The organism is Stutzerimonas kunmingensis, assembly GCF_021432085.1.
GTDB lineage: Bacteria > Pseudomonadota > Gammaproteobacteria > Pseudomonadales > Pseudomonadaceae > Stutzerimonas.
The window spans coordinates 1,322,809-1,340,987 of sequence record NZ_CP090366.1; the positions used below are offsets into that span (position 1 = coordinate 1,322,809).

At 63.8% G+C, this 18,179-nt stretch carries 16 protein-coding genes and 1 tRNA gene; 9 read left to right on the forward strand and 8 right to left on the reverse strand.

Translation table 11 applies throughout. From position 1 onward, the window contains the following. Nucleotides 1–241 precede the first annotated feature (241 nt). Nucleotides 242–595: a DUF2946 domain-containing protein gene (locus tag LW136_RS06115; RefSeq protein ID WP_234174758.1), complete on the forward strand. Its 354-nt coding sequence runs from the start codon at nucleotides 242–244 to the stop codon at nucleotides 593–595. A gap of 53 nt (nucleotides 596–648) precedes the next feature. Further along, nucleotides 649–2,844, forward strand: a complete 2,196-nt coding sequence (locus LW136_RS06120) for a TonB-dependent copper receptor (protein WP_041013209.1) — start codon at nucleotides 649–651, stop codon at nucleotides 2,842–2,844. 165 nt (nucleotides 2,845–3,009) lie between these two features. On the opposite strand, the gene LW136_RS06125 is transcribed toward LW136_RS06120, so the two are convergent. From LW136_RS06125 to xseA, 4 genes are all read right to left on the reverse strand, one after another. Continuing rightward, the gene (locus tag LW136_RS06125; RefSeq protein WP_014819485.1) at nucleotides 3,010–4,299 is read right to left on the reverse strand and encodes a mechanosensitive ion channel family protein; all 1,290 of its coding nucleotides are present in this window, start codon (nucleotides 4,297–4,299) and stop codon (nucleotides 3,010–3,012) included. Between the two features lie 78 nt (nucleotides 4,300–4,377). After that, nucleotides 4,378–4,920 (reverse strand): hydrolase, encoded by a 543-nt coding sequence (locus LW136_RS06130; protein WP_041013210.1) that lies wholly within the window; start codon nucleotides 4,918–4,920, stop codon nucleotides 4,378–4,380. A gap of 19 nt (nucleotides 4,921–4,939) precedes the next feature. Beyond that, the gene (locus LW136_RS06135) at nucleotides 4,940–5,764 is read right to left on the reverse strand and encodes a M23 family metallopeptidase (protein ID WP_041013211.1); all 825 of its coding nucleotides are present in this window, start codon (nucleotides 5,762–5,764) and stop codon (nucleotides 4,940–4,942) included. 80 nt (nucleotides 5,765–5,844) lie between these two features. Further along, nucleotides 5,845–7,221: an exodeoxyribonuclease VII large subunit gene (gene xseA, locus LW136_RS06140; protein WP_041013212.1), complete on the reverse strand. Its 1,377-nt coding sequence runs from the start codon at nucleotides 7,219–7,221 to the stop codon at nucleotides 5,845–5,847. 130 nt (nucleotides 7,222–7,351) lie between these two features. On the opposite strand from xseA, the gene LW136_RS06145 reads away from it, so the two are divergent. The 5 genes from LW136_RS06145 to tadA all read left to right on the forward strand — a co-directional run bounded on the left by LW136_RS06145 (nucleotide 7,352) and on the right by tadA (nucleotide 13,172). Next, nucleotides 7,352–7,903: a hypothetical protein gene (locus LW136_RS06145; protein ID WP_046620509.1), complete on the forward strand. Its 552-nt coding sequence runs from the start codon at nucleotides 7,352–7,354 to the stop codon at nucleotides 7,901–7,903. 126 nt (nucleotides 7,904–8,029) lie between these two features. Further along, complete coding sequence (guaB, locus tag LW136_RS06150) at nucleotides 8,030–9,499, forward strand: IMP dehydrogenase (RefSeq protein ID WP_014819490.1); 1,470 nt, start codon at nucleotides 8,030–8,032, stop codon at nucleotides 9,497–9,499. A 110-nt stretch (nucleotides 9,500–9,609) separates the two neighbouring features. Then, the gene (guaA, locus tag LW136_RS06155) at nucleotides 9,610–11,190 is read left to right on the forward strand and encodes a glutamine-hydrolyzing GMP synthase (protein ID WP_041013214.1); all 1,581 of its coding nucleotides are present in this window, start codon (nucleotides 9,610–9,612) and stop codon (nucleotides 11,188–11,190) included. A 109-nt stretch (nucleotides 11,191–11,299) separates the two neighbouring features. Next, nucleotides 11,300–12,670: a multicopper oxidase family protein gene (locus tag LW136_RS06160; protein WP_102832462.1), complete on the forward strand. Its 1,371-nt coding sequence runs from the start codon at nucleotides 11,300–11,302 to the stop codon at nucleotides 12,668–12,670. A 19-nt stretch (nucleotides 12,671–12,689) separates the two neighbouring features. After that, nucleotides 12,690–13,172, forward strand: coding sequence for a tRNA adenosine(34) deaminase TadA (tadA, locus tag LW136_RS06165; protein WP_046620514.1), 483 nt, complete (start codon nucleotides 12,690–12,692; stop codon nucleotides 13,170–13,172). Here the strand turns inward: tadA and LW136_RS06170 are convergent. Both LW136_RS06170 and argF read right to left on the reverse strand, forming a co-directional pair. Continuing rightward, the gene (locus tag LW136_RS06170) at nucleotides 13,169–14,266 is read right to left on the reverse strand and encodes an ABC transporter ATP-binding protein (RefSeq protein WP_014819494.1); all 1,098 of its coding nucleotides are present in this window, start codon (nucleotides 14,264–14,266) and stop codon (nucleotides 13,169–13,171) included. The genes tadA and LW136_RS06170 overlap by 4 nt on opposite strands. Beyond that, nucleotides 14,263–15,183 carry an ornithine carbamoyltransferase gene (argF, locus tag LW136_RS06175; RefSeq protein ID WP_014819495.1) on the reverse strand — a complete coding sequence of 307 codons (921 nt, stop codon included), beginning with the start codon at nucleotides 15,181–15,183 and terminating at the stop codon, nucleotides 14,263–14,265. Before argF ends, LW136_RS06170 begins: the two co-directional genes overlap by 4 nt. 272 nt (nucleotides 15,184–15,455) lie before the next feature. Between argF and grxD the strand changes: the two genes are divergently transcribed. Beyond that, nucleotides 15,456–15,782 (forward strand): Grx4 family monothiol glutaredoxin, encoded by a 327-nt coding sequence (grxD, locus tag LW136_RS06180; RefSeq protein WP_014819496.1) that lies wholly within the window; start codon nucleotides 15,456–15,458, stop codon nucleotides 15,780–15,782. Nucleotides 15,783–15,972: 190 nt separating this feature from the next. Beyond that, a complete protein-coding gene (locus LW136_RS06185; protein ID WP_031298192.1) occupies nucleotides 15,973–16,335 on the forward strand; it encodes a VanZ family protein in 363 nt (120 codons plus the stop codon). Nucleotides 16,336–16,566: 231 nt separating this feature from the next. Here LW136_RS06185 and LW136_RS06190 read toward each other — a convergent pair. Together LW136_RS06190 and LW136_RS06195 are read right to left on the reverse strand one after the other, a co-directional pair. Further along, nucleotides 16,567–16,642 (reverse strand) — tRNA-Asn (locus tag LW136_RS06190). Nucleotides 16,643–16,744: 102 nt separating this feature from the next. Continuing rightward, nucleotides 16,745–17,941, reverse strand: a complete 1,197-nt coding sequence (locus LW136_RS06195; protein ID WP_041013218.1) for an amino acid aminotransferase — start codon at nucleotides 17,939–17,941, stop codon at nucleotides 16,745–16,747. Nucleotides 17,942–18,179 lie beyond the last annotated feature (238 nt).

The following is an 18,179-nucleotide window of genomic DNA, read 5'->3' on the forward strand; positions in this document are numbered from 1 at the left end:
AAAGCTATTGCTTCATGGTTGGGTCTTGCAAGTCCTGATAGAAAATTGATTGTTTATTGCTGTATTCAGACCTTGTAGGTGATTTGTGCTGGTCCGAAGGTGAAAAGAGAAGATTGATTGCTCGACTCTGTTGCGGCCTCATGTCGCAGCGGACGGCGCGAAAAGGCTGTGCGATCATCCAGCCATTCCATAGGGTCATGTCACGAAGGCCACGCAGGTGACACGCAAACGGTATTCGACAATGAGCATTTGGCTTGGCCTGTTCGCCATGCTGATGATCCATGTCGGCCCGTTGTTCTCCGCCGTCCAGGCCGCCCAGGCCAGTGCGCAGCATCATCACCATGCCGAGCATGAGCCAACCGCCCACGGTCATCATGGCCCGGCGCGCGCGGGCGAACCCGCTTGGCTGACCGCGCTCGAACTCTGCGGCTACTGCGAGCTGCTGACCGTTAACCCGCCGCTCAGCTTGTCCGTTCACCTGGTTCTGCCGCGGCACGAGCCGGGCTATATCCAGTCACTTCCCGAACAACCGCTGCCGCCAGCGCTGCGCCGCAGCATCGGCCATCCCCGCGCTCCACCGCATTTCCACTGCTGATCGCCATCAGCCGCCTCGTGGCGGCCAAATCACATGCAGAAGTGGAAGTTCTTATGTCCAGCATTACTCATGGCTGTACGGCGCGAGCGCGCCTGTCTGAGCGTTTTTCGATTCAACCATCCCGCCTGCGTTGGCAGTTCGCCCATGCCGCGCTGCTGGGAATGCTCGCCAGTGGCGCACTGGCCGCGGAGGCTGAGCATGCCGGCCATGCGGAGCACGCCGAAGCCGTTGAACTGGCGCCGATGGTCATTACCGGCGTCGGCCAGCAGTCCCCACTGACCGTGGTGACCGATCCCAAGATTCCCCGTCAGCCGATGCCGGCCAGCGACGGTGCCGACTACCTGAAGACCATTCCCGGCTTTTCCGCCGTGCGTAACGGCGGCGTCAACGGCGATCCGGTGTTCCGCGGCATGTTCGGCTCGCGCCTGAAACTGCTCTCCAACGGCGGCGAGATGCTCGGCGCCTGCCCGAATCGCATGGATTCGCCGAGCTCGTACATCAGCCCGGACACCTTCGACAAGCTCACGGTCATCAAAGGGCCGCAGAGCGTGCTCTGGGGGCCAGGTGCCTCGGCCGCCACCGTGCTCTTCGAGCGCGAGCCGGAGCAGTTCAGCGAGCCGGACTACCGCCTCAACGGCAGCATGCTGACCGCCTCCAACGGTCGCTTCGACCGCAACCTGGACGCCGCCGCCGGCAACAGTCAGGGCTATGCGCGGCTGATGGCCAACAGCTCCCAGGCTGACGATTACGCCGATGGCAACGGCGATACCGTGCCGTCGCGTTACGACAAGTGGAACACCGACATCGCCCTGGGCTGGACGCCGGATGCGGACACCCTGGTCGAGCTGACCGCCGGCCGCGGCGATGGCTACGCACGCTATGCCGGGCGCGGGATGGACGGCAGCCAGTTCCAGCGTGAGAGCCTGGGGCTGCGCTTCGAGAAGACCAATCTCGGCGAGACCTTCTACGGGCTGGAGGCGCAGGTCTACTACAACTACGCCGACCACATCATGGACAACTACAGCCTGCGCGATTTCGTGCCGTCGATGATGATGCCCAACCCGACGCTGTCGCGGGTCGACCGGCGTACGCTGGGTGGCCGGCTGGTCGGCACCTGGCAATGGACGGATGTCGAGCTCAAGGCCGGGGTCGATGCCCAGCGTAGCGAGCACCGCAAGGTCATGAACCCGGCCGGCGCTGCCAACCAGATGGTCAACGCTGCGGGAAGCGACGCACTGCCCTGGGTGCCGGACGCGATGTTGCACAGCTACGGCGTCTTCGGCGAGCTGACCTGGCAGCTCAGCGAGCGCGAGAAGCTCATCAGCGGCCTGCGCCTGGACCTGCACGAAGCGACCGACGAGCGGGAGTTCTTCCGCAGTCATGACGCTTCGAGCATGCCCATTGTTTCCCGCAACTGGGACAACCCTACTGCCGGTGAAACGCGTCGCGACACGCTCTACAGCGGCTTCCTGCGCTATGAGGAGGAACTCGTCAGCCTGCCCGCGACCTGGTATGCCGGCCTCGGCCATGCCGAACGCTTCCCCGACTATTGGGAGTTGTTCGTTTCCAATCCCGGCCCGGTGGGCACGCTGCAACCCTTCGACTCGGTGCGGCCGGAGAAGACCACGCAGCTGGACGTCGGCCTGCAATACGCCAAGGGGTCGCTGGAGGCCTGGGTTTCCGTCTATGCCGGCCTGGTCGAGGATTACATTCTGTTCAGCTATGTGCCCGGCGTAATGCCCGGCATGCTTCGCGCCGAGGTCAGCAACATCGACGCTACCATCGCTGGAGCCGAGATGGGCGCCAGCTACCGTTTCACCAGCAACTGGAAGGGAGATGCGAGCCTGGCCTATGCCTGGGGCAAGAACCGCAGCGACGATCGTGCCATGCCGCAGATCCCGCCACTGGAAGGACGTCTGGGCCTGACCTACGAGCGAGACAACTGGAGCACCAGTGGCCTCTGGCGCGTGGTCGCCTCGCAGGGTCGGGTTGCAGAGAACCAGGGCACGGTGGTCGGCAAGGACTTCGACGAGAGCGCCGGCTTCGGCGTGTTGGCGGTCAACGGCGCCTACCGGCTGAACAAGAACTTCAAGCTCAGTGCGGGCGTCGACAACCTGCTGGACAAGGCCTACAGCGAGCATCTCAATCTAGCCGGCAGTGCGGGCTTCGCCGATTACGGCCTTGAGCCCACCAGCCGAGTCAACGAACCGGGCCGCACCTACTGGGCGCGGGTCGACATGAGCTTCTAACGAGACAACGGCGGTAAAGGAGCGAGGGTTCGCCTCGCTCCGGACGTAGGTTGGCGCTGAGGCGCGGGGCGTGCTGGAGCGGCTCGCGGCGCTGGCATCAGGGATGACGCATGGGCAGCGCTCAAGGCGGTTTCAGCGGCTTCGTGCCTCAGCGCCAACCTACGATTAACTTCTTTCCTCGGCCGGATGTCCTTCCGGTTGCTGCAATGCTGGCGCGCCCGGCTGGCGCAGTGAATCGCGCCAATCGCGTACATCGCCTCCGCTTGGGTGCTGGAATACCCGCAGACCGAATTCCGGCAGGATCGCCAGCAGGTGGTCGAAGATGTCTGACTGGATGGCTTCGTACTGCGTCCACGCCACCGTATTGGTGAAGCAGTAGATTTCCAGCGGCAGGCCGTCCGCAGTCGGGCTCAGTTGGCGCACCATCAGCGTCATGTTCTGGTGCACGCCGGGGTGGGCGCGCAGATAGCGCTCGACATAGGCGCGGAACGTCCCGAGATTGGTCACCCTGCGGGTGTTGACCGGGTCCTGCCCACGCTCGGCGAGCTTGGCGTTCCACTCGTCGATCTCCTTGCGCTTGTTGACCAGGTAATCCTCCAGCAGGCTAAAGCGATACAGCCGCTTGCGCTCGTCGGCATCGAGAAAATGCACGCTCTGCTGATCCAGATACAGGCTGCGCTTGATGCGCCGGCCGCCGCTTTCCTGCATGCCGCGCCAGTTCTTGAACGAATCCGAGATAAAGCGCTTGGTCGGGATGCTGGTGATGGTCTTGTCCCAGTTCTGCACCTTGACGGTATGCAGCGCGATATCGATCACGTCGCCGTCGGCATTGAGCTGCGGCATCTCCACCCAGTCGCCGACGCGGATCAGGTCGTTGGAGGTGATCTGTACGCTGGCCACCAGCGAAAGCAGGGTGTCCTGGAAAATCAGCATCAGCACCGCCGCCATGGCACCGAGGCCGGAGAGCAGGATCAGCGGCGAACGGTCGATCAGAGTGGCGATGATGAGGATGGTGGCGATCGCGTAGATGACGATCTTCACCACCTGCAGATAGCCCTTGATCGGGTGCAGGCGGGCGTCCGGTCGGCGCTGGTAGACCACGTTGATGATGTCGAGCACCGCGCCGAGCGCCAGCGCGATGGTCAGCACGATGAAGCCGCCGCAGACGTTCTGCACCACGGTCACCGCGGCTTCCGGCAGGCCCGGTACGGTCGTCACGCCAAGCGACAGCACCAGTGCGGGGACGATGTTCGACAGCCGCTTGATGATGCCGAAATCCTGCAGTTCGCCATCGCGGGTGTGGCGCAGTAAACGGTAAAGGCCACGCACCAGGATGCGCTTGACGATCCAGTTGGACAGCCAGGCGGCGAAGATCAGCGTGGCACTGGCGAGCAGCGTCTGCAGTTCGGGGTGGGCTCTGAGCCAGTCCAGCCAGCCGGCCAGATCGTCAGACATGTGAATCTCCATTGAGAGGTGAGGGCGCGGCCTTGGCAAATTGCCTTGGCCGCTGCCCGGCTTGTCGGTGTGGCTTGGTCAGCGGATAAATTCGCGGCTGATACTCTTGAACAGTTCGGTGCCGGCGCGTTCCATCCATTCGAAGGCAACCATCTCCCGCGAGACGATCACCGCGCCGGCCTGGCGCATGCGCTCCAGTGCCAGCGCCTTGTCGCTGGCCCGCCGCGAGCTGACGCCTTCTTCGACGACGAAGACTTCGTTGCCACGGGCGCGTAGGTCCAGCACCGTCTGCAGCACGCACACGTGAGTCTCGCAGCCGCAGATGACGAACTGCCGGCGTTCGCCACCCGGGCGCTGGAACAGTTCGCCGTCGCCGGCCGCGGAAAAATGCAGCTTCTCGACAATGACGGTCTCGTCGACGTTGTCACGCAGAGCGGAAATCGTGTGGCCGAGGCCCTTGCTGTACTGCTCGGTCAGCAGCACCGGCACACCGACTCGCTGCGCCACCTGTTGCAGCCAGGCGGTGTGCTCGGCCATGGCTGCATTGTCGAGGATCACCGGAAACAGGCGTTCCTGGATGTCGATGATCAGCAGGGTGGAATCCGTTGCTTTGATACGCATCGCAGTGCTTCCTCGTGGTTCAGGGTTTGTAGGCGCCGATGAAGATGGCCGGGTCGACGCGGGCATCGTTCAGGCTCACGTTCCAGTGCAGATGGGGGCCGGTGGCACGCCCGGTCGCGCCGACCTTGCCGAGCACCTGGCCACGCGCCAGTTGGTCGCCGACCTTCACGCCAATTTCGGAGAGATGGCAGAACATGCTGATCAGCCCCTGGCCGTGGTCGACGAAAACGGTCTTGCCGTTGAAGAAGTAGTCACCAGTGAGTATGACCTTGCCGGCCGCCGGTGCCTTGATCGGCGTGCCGCTCTTGGCGGCGAAATCCAGGCCCGAGTGCGGGTTACGTTCCTCGCCGTTGAAGAAACGGCGCAGGCCGAACGGCGACGACAGCGGGCCGTCCACCGGGCGATCGAACAACAGATTGCTTGGCTGGTTGGCGCTGAACTGCCGGTAGGCGCGGGTCTGTTCGTCCAGTTCGCGCTCGATGCGCTTGAGGTCTGCCGGATTGGGATTGACCTGGCGCTGGTTCTTCAGCGTGATGTGCTGCGCTCGATAGTCGCGGCTCTCGACCTGGAAGGCTTGGGGACGGCCATCGATCTCCAGCTGCTGCGCGCCCGGCTTCACCGGCAGCGGGATGCCGACGATGGCGATCCAGCGTTTGCCATCCTCACGCACCACCAGGGTTGGCTTGCCCTGATAGCGAGCCTGCGGTGCGCTAACGTCGTCACCTAGCTCGATCACGGCAACGCCGCCGGGCACAGGCTTGTTCAGCAGACGGGTGATGAAGCCCTCGGCATGGGCGCAAAGGGGAAGGGCGAGGCACAACAGCAGGGCGAGAAGGCGTGGCATGAAAGGATCCGCTGGAATAAACGGCCCATCCTCGCGTAAAGCTGCGCTGGGGAAAAGGCTGGCCATCTGGCGACCGCCGGTCAGAGCAGCGGCAGCGTGACCGGTGCCAGATGATTGTCTTCCACCCGCACCTCCAATTCGCCCTCGCCGAGCCTGGCCTTGAGGCGCTGGCCAGGTTGCGTCTGGCTGGCGCTGCGGATCGCCTGGCCGCGCTCGTCGAGCAGAATGCTGTAGCCGCGGCTGAGTGTGGCCAGCGGGCTGACCACATTAAGTGTCTGGGCGAGGCCCTGTAGCTGTTGCCGGCGGCCTTTCAGGTTGGCCTGCATCGCTCGCGGCAGACGCGAGGAGAGGTGTTCGAGTCGCTGCAGCAACAGATTCAGCGAACGCCCCGGGTGTTGCGCGGCCAGGCGTGTTTCCAGGCGGGCCAGACGCTCCCGGCCGCTGCACAGGCGGCGGTCGACGGCGCGCAGCAGGCGCTGCTCGAGGTCGTCGATGCGCTGGGCCTGCTGCTGCAGCCGTTCGCCGGGGTGGCGCAGGCGGCGGGTCAGGCCTTCCAGTCGCATGGCGTCACGGTGCAGACGATCACGCATGCGCAGCACCAGACGCTGTTGCAGCCCGCTCAGCCGGTGTTGCAGGTCGGCGCTGCTGGGTGCCAGCAGCTCGGCAGCCGCGGATGGCGTTGGCGCGCGGACGTCGGCGACGAAGTCGGCGATCGAGACATCGGTTTCGTGGCCCACGGCGCTGACAATCGGCGTGACACAGGCATCCACCGCGCGCGCCACCGCTTCTTCGTTGAAGCACCAGAGGTCCTCCAGCGAGCCGCCGCCGCGAGCCAGAATCAGCGCATCGAAGCCCTGGGCATCGGCCAGTTGCAGTGCGTGGACAATCTGCGCGGTGGCTTCGCGACCTTGCACGGCGGTGGGGATCAGCGTCAGCTCGACTTGCGGCGCGCGGCGTTTGAACACCGAGATGATGTCGCGGATCACCGCGCCGGTCGGCGAGCTGACGATGCCAATGCGTCGCGGGTGGGCGGGCAGGGCGGCCTTGCGTTCGGCCGCGAACAGACCTTCGGCGCTGAGCTTTTCCTTGAGTGCCTCGAAGGCCAGGCGCAAAGCGCCGTCACCGGCCGGCTCCAGCGTATCGAGAATCAGCTGGTAGTCGCCGCGTCCCTCGAACAGCGAGACCTTGCCGCGTACCCGCACCGCCAGGCCGTCGCGCAGGGCCTGGCGAACCCGCGCCGCGTTCTGCCGGAACAGCGCACAGCGCACCTGGGCGTTCTTGTCCTTGAGGGTGAAATAGATGTGGCCGGAAGCCGGGCGGGCGAGGTTTGAAATCTCGCCTTCGACCCAGACCTGGGCGAACACGTCCTCGAGCAACAGGCGGGCGCGACCGTTGAGCTGACTGACGGTCAGCACTTCGCGATCGAGATTGAGACGCTGGAAGGGATCTTTGAGCATGGCGGCGATGATAAGCCGGGCGCGGCCAGGCGCAAACCGAAACTGCTTCGCCTCCGTCCAGCGGGCCTTGACCGGCCAACGGGTGGCGCTAAGCTGCGCGGCCTTTCTTCATCTCCCGTTCCGAGCCGCCATGAGCCACAGTCAAGCGATCATCGTGCCGCGCATTTCCACATTCCCAGCGCACGAAGCCAAGGCGCGGATGATTCTGCGCTGGCTGGCCGAGCGGCGCATCGTCGAGGCGCTGCCGACCACTTGTGGTCGCGGTGTTGGCGGCATGGGCTACGCTATCGCTTCCGGCGCGCGCAGTGTCGTGCAGCATCCGGATCGCATGCCTTTTGGCGAAGCCATCAACGGCCTTGAAGTGGTGACCAAGCGCTGCATCTACACGCCAACACGGGATTTCGCCGAGGAGGCAGGCTGCCCCGAATGCCGTCGCGAGATTGGCGAGGCGTTGTTTGAAAGCCTCGACGAGTGGATGCCTAAGCAGACCGACAATTTCACCTGTCCGGAATGTGGCTTCGAAGACGACATCAACGGCTTCCTGTTCATTCCGGCGTGCGGCTTTTCCAATCTCGGCTTTATCTTCAATGGCTGGGGCGAGGCCGGCCTTCGCCAGTCGTTTCTCGATGAATTCGCCGAACGCCTGGGCTTCAAGGTGGCGCTGGTGATTGATCGGCCGTGACCGGTCGGTCATTTCGGCGATGCCGCGCATTTCGCCGTGCGCGACGCGCCTCACATCCGCATTGAGCGTGAAGGGGTGCGTGGGTATAATGCCGCGCTTCCTTTTTCCCGCCTGGGAGCCCCCGCCATGCTGCGTATCAGCCAAGAAGCCCTGACTTTCGATGATGTTCTCCTGATCCCGGGATATTCCGAGGTTTTGCCGAAGGATGTCAGCCTGAAGACCCGTCTGACCCGCGAAATCGAGCTGAACATTCCGCTGGTTTCCGCGGCCATGGACACCGTCACCGAAGCGCGCCTGGCCATTGCCATGGCTCAGGAAGGCGGCATCGGCATCATCCACAAGAACATGAGCATCGAGCAGCAGGCTGCCGAGGTGCGCAAGGTCAAGCGTCACGAGACCGCCATCGTTCACGATCCGGTCACCGTCACGCCGGAAACCAAGATCAGCGAGCTGCTGCGCAAGGCGCATGAACTGGGCTTCTCCGGCTTTCCGGTAGTGTCCGGCAAGGAGCTGGTCGGCATCGTCACCGGTCGAGACCTGCGCTTCACACCCAATGCCGGCGACTCCGTCGCAGCGATCATGACGCCCAAGGACAAGCTGGTCACCGTGCTCGAAGGCACCGCCCTGGAAGAAATCAAGACCGAGCTCTACAAGCACCGCATCGAGAAGATGCTCGTGGTAGACGGCAATTTCCACCTGCGCGGCCTGGTCACCTTCCGCGACATCGAGAAAGCCAAGACCTACCCGCTGGCCTCCAAGGACAGCCAGGGTCGTCTGCGCGTCGGCGCAGCGGTCGGTACCGGCGCCGATACCGGTGAGCGCGTCGAAGCGCTGGCCGCTGCCGGTGTCGACGTGGTGGTGGTCGACACCGCTCACGGTCACTCCCGCGGCGTGATCGACCGCGTGCGCTGGGTGAAGGAGAATTTCCCGCAGGTGCAGGTGATCGGCGGCAACATCGCCACCGCCGAAGCCGCGCTGGACCTGGTCAAGGCCGGCGCCGACGCGGTCAAGGTCGGTATCGGCCCGGGCTCGATCTGCACCACCCGCATCGTTGCCGGCGTCGGCGTACCGCAGATCTCCGCCATCGCCAACGTCTCGGCTGCGCTGGAAGGCACCGGCGTGCCGATGATCGCGGACGGTGGCATCCGCTTCTCCGGTGACCTGTCCAAGGCCATCGTCGCCGGCGCCAACGCCGTGATGATGGGTTCGATGTTCGCCGGTACCGAAGAAGCGCCGGGCGAGATCGAGCTGTTCCAGGGCCGTTCCTACAAGGCTTATCGCGGCATGGGTTCGCTGGGAGCCATGTCCCAGGCGCAGGGCTCCTCCGACCGCTACTTCCAGGATTCCGCCGCCGGTGCCGAGAAGCTGGTGCCGGAAGGTATCGAAGGCCGCGTACCGTACAAGGGCTCGCTGGCGGCGATCATCCATCAGCTGATGGGCGGCCTGCGTGCTTCCATGGGCTATACCGGCAGCGCCACCGTCGACGAGATGCGCAGCAAGCCGCAGTTCGTGCGCATCACCGGTGCCGGCATGGCCGAGTCGCACGTGCATGACGTGCAGATCACCAAGGAAGCCCCGAATTACCGAGTGGGTTGATCCGCTCAGCTAGACAGGCGCCGGAAGCTGGCAGCGGGAGTCGGGAGAAATCCTGGCTTCGGCTTCCAGCTTCCGGCTTTCAGCTTCAGGCTCTTTCCGAAGGAAAGCTCATGGCTCACCAAGACATTCACGCCCACCGCATCCTGATCCTCGACTTCGGTTCCCAGTACACTCAGCTGATCGCCCGCCGCGTGCGAGAGATCGGCGTGTATTGCGAGCTGCATCCGTGGGACATGAGCGAGGACGACATCCGTGCCTTCGCGCCACGCGGCATCATTCTCGCCGGCGGCCCGGAGTCGGTTCACGAGGCAGGCAGCCCGCGCGCGCCGCGGGCCGTGTTCGATCTCGGTGTGCCTCTGTTCGGCATCTGCTACGGCATGCAGACCATGTCCGAGCAGTTGGGTGGCAAGGTGCAGGGCTCCGACGTTCGCGAGTTCGGCTATGCCCGCGTCGATCTGGTCGGCAAGTCGAAGCTGTTCGACGGCATCGAAGACCACATGGATGACGACGGTGTGTTCGGCCTCGACGTGTGGATGAGCCACGGCGACAAGGTGACCACGCTGCCGGAAGGTTTCCATATCCTCGCCAGCACGCCGAGCTGCCCGATCGCAGCCATGGGTGACGACGACCGCCGTTACTACGGCGTGCAGTTCCATCCGGAAGTGACCCACACCCGCCAGGGCGGCCGCATCCTTTCCCGTTTCATTCTCGACATCTGTGGCTGCGAAGCGCTGTGGACGCCGTCCAACATCGTCGAAGACGCCATCGCCCAGGTGCGCGCTCAGGTCGGTGACGCCAACGTGCTGCTCGGCCTTTCCGGCGGTGTCGATTCGTCGGTGGTCGCGGCGCTGCTGCACAAGGCGATCGGCGATCAGCTGACCTGCGTGTTCGTCGACAACGGCCTGCTGCGCCTGCACGAGGGTGACCAGGTGATGGCCATGTTCGCCGAGAACATGGGCGTCAAGGTGATTCGCGCCGACGCCGAGGCACAGTTCCTCGGCAACCTCGAGGGCGAGGCCGATCCAGAGAAGAAGCGCAAGATCATCGGTCGTACCTTTATCGACGTGTTCGATGCAGAAGCCAGCAAGCTGGACAACATCCAGTTCCTCGCCCAGGGCACCATCTACCCCGACGTGATCGAGTCGGCCGGCGCCAAGAGCGGCAAGGCCCATGTGATCAAGTCGCACCACAACGTCGGCGGCCTGCCGGAGGAAATGAACCTCAAGCTGGTCGAGCCGCTGCGTGAACTGTTCAAGGACGAAGTGCGCAAGATCGGCCTGGAACTCGGCCTGCCCTACGACATGGTCTACCGTCACCCGTTCCCGGGCCCGGGGCTGGGTGTGCGCATCCTCGGCGAAGTGAAGAAGGAATATGCCGACCTGCTGCGTCGCGCGGATCACATCTTCATCGAAGAGCTGCGCAACTTCGACTGGTACCACAAGACCAGCCAGGCCTTCGTGGTGTTCCAGCCGGTGAAATCGGTCGGTGTGGTCGGCGACGGCCGCCGCTACGCCTGGGTCGTCGCGCTACGCGCGGTGGAAACCATCGACTTCATGACCGCACGTTGGGCGCACCTGCCTTATGAGTTGCTGGAAAAGGTGTCCAACCGCATCATCAACGAAATCGAAGGCATCTCCCGCGTGACCTACGATGTGTCGAGCAAGCCGCCGGCCACCATCGAGTGGGAATGATCTGAAGCAATGAGGGCAGCCCAGGCTGCCCTCATGCTATGCGCAGCCTCCGCAGAGAGGCGCGTCGAGCCTGATGGGCCCATGAATTCGGACTGGCTGGAGCCCATGCATGTCCTTTACCCGTAGACAGATTCTCACCGGCCTGGCCGGTCTTGGTGTCGTCGGTCTCGCCGGCAGTGGCGCGCGCTACTGGCTCGGCCGCCCGGCCGACATCACCACTCATGACTACGAACTGATTGCCGCCCCGCTGGACGTGGAGCTGGTGCCTGGTCACGTCACGCCTGCCTGGGCCTATGGCGGGCAAGCGCCTGGCCTGGAGCTGCGTGGCCGTCAGGGCGACTGGCTGCGGGTGCGCTTCATCAACAATCTGCCCGAGCCCACCACCATCCATTGGCATGGCATTCGTCTGCCGCTGGAAATGGATGGCGTGCCCTACGTATCGCAGTTGCCGGTGTTGCCCGGCGAGTTCTTCGACTATCGCTTCCAGCTGCACGATGCCGGCAGCTTCTGGTATCACCCGCACACCAGCAGTGCCGCGCAGCTGGGCCGCGGGCTGGTCGGTCCGCTGATTGTCGAGGAGCGCGAGCCAAGCGGTTTCAGGCACGAGCGTACGCTCAACCTGAAAAGCTGGCATGTCGACAAGCAGGGGGCGTTCACCAAATTCAGCGTGCCGCGCGAGGCAGCCCGTGGCGGTACGCCGGGCGTGCTGTCGACGGTGAATGGCACACATGCGCCCACGCTTGATCTGCCGGCCGGGCAGGTCGTGCGGCTGCGGCTGCTGAATCTCGACAACACCCTGACCTATCGGCTGAACCTGCCAGATAGCGAGGCGCGCATCTATGCGCTCGATGGACATCCGGTCGCTCCGATGCCGCTGGGCAAGGAGTACTGGCTCGGTCCGGGCATGCGTATCGACCTGGCGCTGAAGGTGCCGGAGGCCGGCACGGAGCTCTCCTTGCGCAATGGTCCGCTACGGCTGGCGACGCTGCGCTCGGTGGCGCATGACGAAGTCGCCGGCGACTGGCCGCCGGCGTTGCCGGCCAATCCCGTGGCGGAGCCGGATCTGCAGCGTGCGGAAACGCTGCGCTTCAACTTCGAGTGGGCCGGTACCTTGTCGACAGACGCCGCGCAGGGTGGCGCCTATACCTTCTGGCAGATCAACGGCGAGGCCTGGGACATCAACGACAAGACCTGTGCCGATCGCCCGATTGCGACGCTGAAAAAGGATGGTCATTACATCTTCGAGCTGCGCAACCTCAGTCAGTACCAGCATCCGATTCATCTGCACGGTATGACCTTCAAGGTGATCTCGTCCAATCGCCGCAAGATCGATCCGTGGTTCACCGATACCTACCTGCTGGGCAAGAACGAGACGGCCCGTATCGCGCTGGTCGCCGATAATCCGGGTGTCTGGATGTTTCACTGTCATGTCATCGACCACATGGAAACCGGGTTGATGGCAGCGATCGAGGTGGTATGAAACAGGGCGGAGTAGGGCAGTGAGGACGCCGCAGATCATCGACCGCAGCCAGGACGAGCGCTTCATGCGCGAAGCCCTGGCGCTGGCGGCGCAGGGCGCTGCGTTGGGAGAGGTGCCGGTGGGCGCCGTGCTGGTGCAGGACGGGCAGATCATTGGGCGCGGCTTCAACTGCCCGATTTCCCGGCACGACCCCAGTGCCCATGCGGAAATGGTCGCGGTGCGGGATGCGGCGCAGGTGCTGCAGAACTATCGGCTACCCGGCGTGACGCTCTACGTCACGCTGGAGCCGTGCAGCATGTGCGCCGGTCTGATCGTGCATTCGCGGATCCAGCGCGTCGTCTATGGCGCTACCGAGCCGAAGGCCGGCGTGGTTGTCAGTCGCGGCCAGTTTTTCGATCAGGGCTTTCTCAACCACCGGGTGCTGGTCGAGGGTGGTGTGCTAGCCGAGGAGTGCGGGATGGTGCTCAGCGAGTTCTTCCGCCAGCGCCGGCAGAAGGGTTAGCGCGCCGCTGTTGTCGGCTGCAGCGTTTCATGGGCGGCGACGCTGCCCTGTGCCGGAAATACCACCAGATGGTCGGCGGCGATGGCGATTCCGACTTCCTGCCCGGTGGGGTAGTCCGCATGGCTGGTGAAGATCGCCACCAGTTGATTGCCGGTGGGCAGCTGCAGCCGGTACAGCGTCGACGCGCCGAGGAAGGTCTTGCCTACGATAAGCGCCCGCAGCGGGCTGTCCGGCTTGTAGACGATGTCATCCGGGCGCAGCAACACATCCACTGAGCTGCCTGCCGGCCAGGTGTAGGCGCGGTTGCCGCGAATCACACCGAGTTCGGTCTGCACGGTTTCCGGGTCGAGCAGCTGCCCGCGGATGAAGTAGCCCTGGCCGATGAAGCTGGCGACGAAGGGCGTCAGTGGCTCGTGATAGAGGTTGAACGGGGTGTCCCACTGCTCCAGCCGGCCATCCTTGAACACGCCGACCTGATCGCTGACGGCAAAGGCTTCTTCCTGATCATGGGTGACCAGAATGGCGCTGGTGTTGCGCGCCTTGAGAATCTCGCGCACCTCATGGCTGAGGCGCCGACGCAGTTCGACGTCGAGGTTGGAGAACGGCTCGTCCAGCAGCAAAAGTGCAGGCTCGGGCGCCAGGGCGCGGGCCAGTGCGACGCGCTGCTGCTGTCCCCCGGAGAGCTCGTGCGGATAGCGTTTGCCAAGGGCGGCCAGGTGCACCAGTTCGAGCATCTCGGAGACGATTTGCGAGCAGTCAGGCTGCTTGCGAATCCCGAAGGCGATGTTCTCCGCCACGGTCAGATGGGGAAACAGCGCGTAGTCCTGAAAGACCATGCCGATGCGGCGCTTCTCCGGCGCCAGGGTGAAGCCCGAGCGGGAAATGACCGACTCCGCCAGGTGGATTTCGCCCTGGTGCACCGGCTCGAAGCCGGCGATGGCACGCAGCGTAGTGGTCTTGCCGCAACCGGACGGGCCGAGCAGGCAGCCGATGTCGCCACGGTTCAGATGCAGGTTGAGGTGCTGGACGATGCTCTGCTCGCCGTAGCCGCAGGCCAGGTCACGCAGTTGCAGCAGCGGCGGCTCGTGTTTCATGCGTGGTGGTAGGCCGGCTCGACGAGAAACTCCAGCAGCGCCTTCTGTACATGCAGGCGGTTCTCGGCCTGATCCCAGGCAACGGAGCGCGGATCGTCGAGCAGGTCGTGGCTGATCTCCTCGCCGCGGTGGGCCGGCAGGCAATGCATGAACAGCACGTCCTCGGCAGCGCAATCGAGCAGAGCGCGGTCCACCTGATAGGGGCGGAACGTGGCCAGGCGTGCAGCGGCTTCGTCTTCTTGGCCCATGGAGGCCCAGACGTCGGTGCTGATCAGGTGTGCGCCTGCAGCCGCTTCGCGCGGATCACGCATTACCTGCACGCGATCACCGGCGCGCGCCATCAGCTCGGCGTCGGGCTCGTAGCCTTCGGGGCAGGCGACCTTGAGTTGGAAGTCGAACTGGATAGCCGCTTCTATATAGGTATTGCACATGTTGTTGCCGTCGCCTATCCAGGCCACCGTCTTGCCGGCGATGCTGCCGCGGTGCTCATGGAAGGTCTGCATATCGGCCATCAGCTGGCAGGGGTGCAGGTCATCGGAAAGACCGTTGATGACCGGCACGCTCGAGTTGGCGGCAAAGTCGGTGAGGGTCGAGTGGGCGAACGTGCGGATCATCACCGCATCGAGCATGCGCGACATGACGATGGCCGAATCGCTGATCGGCTCGCCGCGCCCGAGCTGGGTGTCGCGCGGGGACAGGAAGATCGCTTGGCCGCCGAGCTGGATCATGCCGGCTTCGAACGACAGTCGGGTGCGGGTCGAGGCCTTCTCGAAGATCATGCCAAGCACGCGATTCTTCAGGGGTTCGAACAGGACGCCGCGCTCGCGCAGATCCTTCAGCTCGATGCCGCGGCGGACCAGGCTGTTCAGCTCCTGGGGCGTGCAGTCCATCAGTGAGAGAAAATGCCTTGCGCTCATATCAACTACCTTTATTGCCGCAGCGCGATCCAGTGCTTTTCGACAGAAAAAGGGGACCGACGACTGGGGGTCGCACGGGGAGCGACGAAACGGGAAAGGCGCGATCTTATCCAGAAAGCGAGCATAGGCGCAAATCCGCAGCCCACGGCCTCCGGTGGGCTGAATCGCCGTGCTGGCGGCCTTTGCGCCGCAACAAAGCCGAGTCCTCCGCTCGGCTTTCCCACGCTTTTTCCGTTACAATGCGCGGCAACCGTGTCTAGCCGAGGTACTCCATGGATATCATCGAAACCATCAAAGAACAGATCGCCAACAACCCGGTGCTGCTTTACATGAAGGGTTCGCCCAACGCCCCGCAGTGCGGCTTTTCCGCTCGCGCGACCCAGGCGGTAATGGGCTGTGGCGAGAAGTTCGCTTATGTCGACATCCTGCAGAACCCGGAAATTCGTGCCAGCCTGCCGACCTATGCCAACTGGCCGACCTTCCCGCAGCTGTGGGTGAATGGTGAGCTAGTCGGTGGCAGCGACATCATCCTCGAGATGTTCGAGAACGGCGAGCTGCAGACCCTGATCAAGTCCGCTGTCGGCAAGACCGAGGCTTAAGCCTGGTCTGACCGCGTAGGCTTTGCTGATGCCCGCATCGAAGGATGCGGGCATTTTTGTTTGTGCCGCTCTGCGGAATAACGCCGCTCGGCTGACGCGTTGATCTTTATGGTCTTTCCCGGGTCAGAGGTCGCGGTGAGGGTGTTTCCCTCTGTTCTGTTTGATCCCTTGAAGTGAGAGACGCCACCTGATGCCCTATATGCGAATGCTGCCCTTTCTGATCGTGCTGGCGGTCGTCCTGTTCAACGGCTTGAAGCCGGAACCGGTACCGCAGCTGTTCGATCAGCAAGACAAGCTGCATCATCTGCTGGGTTTCGCCGCGCTGGCGTTCACCCTTCGTCTGGCGTTCCCGCGGGTGCCATTCCTGTGGGGGCTGGGTCTGACAGTTATTGCGGCACTGTCGATCGAGATCGGGCAGGGCATGCTGCCTTATCGGACCGCCTCGCGCTGGGACATGCTGGCCAATGTGTTGGGCGTGCTGCTGGGCTGGGGCTGCTCGGTTGTGGCGCAGGGCTGGTGGCGTCAGCGGCTGGGCGAGCCGCTGACCGAGTAGGAAGCGAATAACCTGGGACGCAGTCCCTGATGAGAGTCCGGCGGCAATAAAAAGCCCCGGTATTAACCAAGGCTTTGAAATTTGGCTCCGCGACCTGGACTCGACAGCGAAGCTGAACGCGCTTCAGCGCGGCCCCGAAGGGGGGAGCGAAGCGAATAACCTGGGCCGCAGTCCCTGGTGAGAGTCCAGCGGCAATAAAAAAGCCCCGGTATTAACCGAGGCTTTGAAATTTGGCTCCGCGACCTGGACTCGAACCAGGGACCCAATGATTAACAGTCATTTGCTCTACCGACTGAGCTATCGCGGAACAACGGTGCGTATCCTACTGTTTGCAAAAGAGAAGTCAACCCTTTGCGCCGCTAGGAACGACGCCGCGCCCGGGGTCTGAGAGGGCCCCGGGCGGCTGGAGTCAGAGCACCTGAACGATGGCGTCAGTGACGTGACCGATGTTGTTGCGGTTCAGTGCGGCGGCGCAGATTCGACCGGTGCTGATGGCGTAGACGCCGAACTCGACACGCAGTCGCTCGACCTGCTCGGCCGTGAGGCCTGAGTAGGAGAACATGCCGCGCTGGGCGGCAACGAAACTGAAGTCTGTCGTCGCGCCTTTGGCCGCTAGTTGCTCGACCATGCTCAGACGCAGCTCGCGGATGCGGCTGCGCATCTCGCCCAGCTCGGCTTCCCACATGGCGCGCAGTTCCGGGCTGTTGAGCACCGCGGAGACGATCGTGGCGCCGTGGGTCGGCGGGTTGGAATAGTTGGTGCGGATCACGCGCTTGACCTGCGACAGTACGCGAGCCGACTCCTCGCGGCTCTGGGTGACCATCGACAGCGCGCCGACGCGTTCGCCGTACAGCGAGAAGGACTTGGAGAACGAGCTGGAAACGAAGAAGGTCATGCCCGACTCGGCGAAAAGGCGCACGGCGGCGGCGTCCTCTTCGATGCTGTCGCCGAAGCCCTGGTAGGCGATGTCGATGAACGGCACGTGATCCTGGGCACGCAGCACGTCGAGAATCTGCTTCCAGTCATCCAGGTTCAGATCGACGCCGGTCGGGTTGTGGCAGCAGGCGTGCAGCACGACGATGGAGCGGGGTGGCAGGTTCTTCAGGTCCTGCAGCAGGCCGGCGCGATCGATGCCGTGATTGCTCGCGTCATAGTAGCTGTAGTTCTGGACCGGGAAGCCGGCCGACTCGAACAGCGCGCGATGGTTTTCCCAGCTCGGGTTGCTGATGGCAACCACGGCGTCCGGCAGCAGGCGCTTGAGGAAGTCTGCGCCGACTTTGAGTGCGCCGGTTCCGCCGAGCGCCTGGGTAGTCACCACCCGGCCTTCGGCGATCAGCGGAGAATCGTTGCCGAACAGCAGCTTCTGTACGGCAGCATCGTAAGCGGCAATGCCCTCGATCGGCAGATAGCCGCGGGGCGCGTGGGCAGCGATGCGGGCATGCTCCGCCTCGACCACGGCGCGCAGCAGTGGAATGCGACCTTCTTCGTTGTAGTAGACACCGACACCGAGGTTGACCTTGTTCGGCCGCGTGTCGGCGTTGAAGGCTTCATTGAGGCCGAGGATAGGATCGCGCGGCGCCATTTCGACAGCAGAGAACAAACTCATGGTGAGGGGGCTCGAAAGAGAAGAGTGACTAGATTCACCACCCTCGCGTCGGCGCGCAGGGTGATGCGCAAACGGGGCGGTAGTATAGCGGTCAAGCCTGTTGCCTGCGATATGCTACCGAGGTTTTCTGATCACTTTCGGTGCGTTTTGCGTACTGGAAAGATGGGCGGTTTCTCGGCTCTGCGCGCCCATCGCTGGTGGCGGAATTCAGGATCCGCTGGCTGTCGCGCCAAACCGC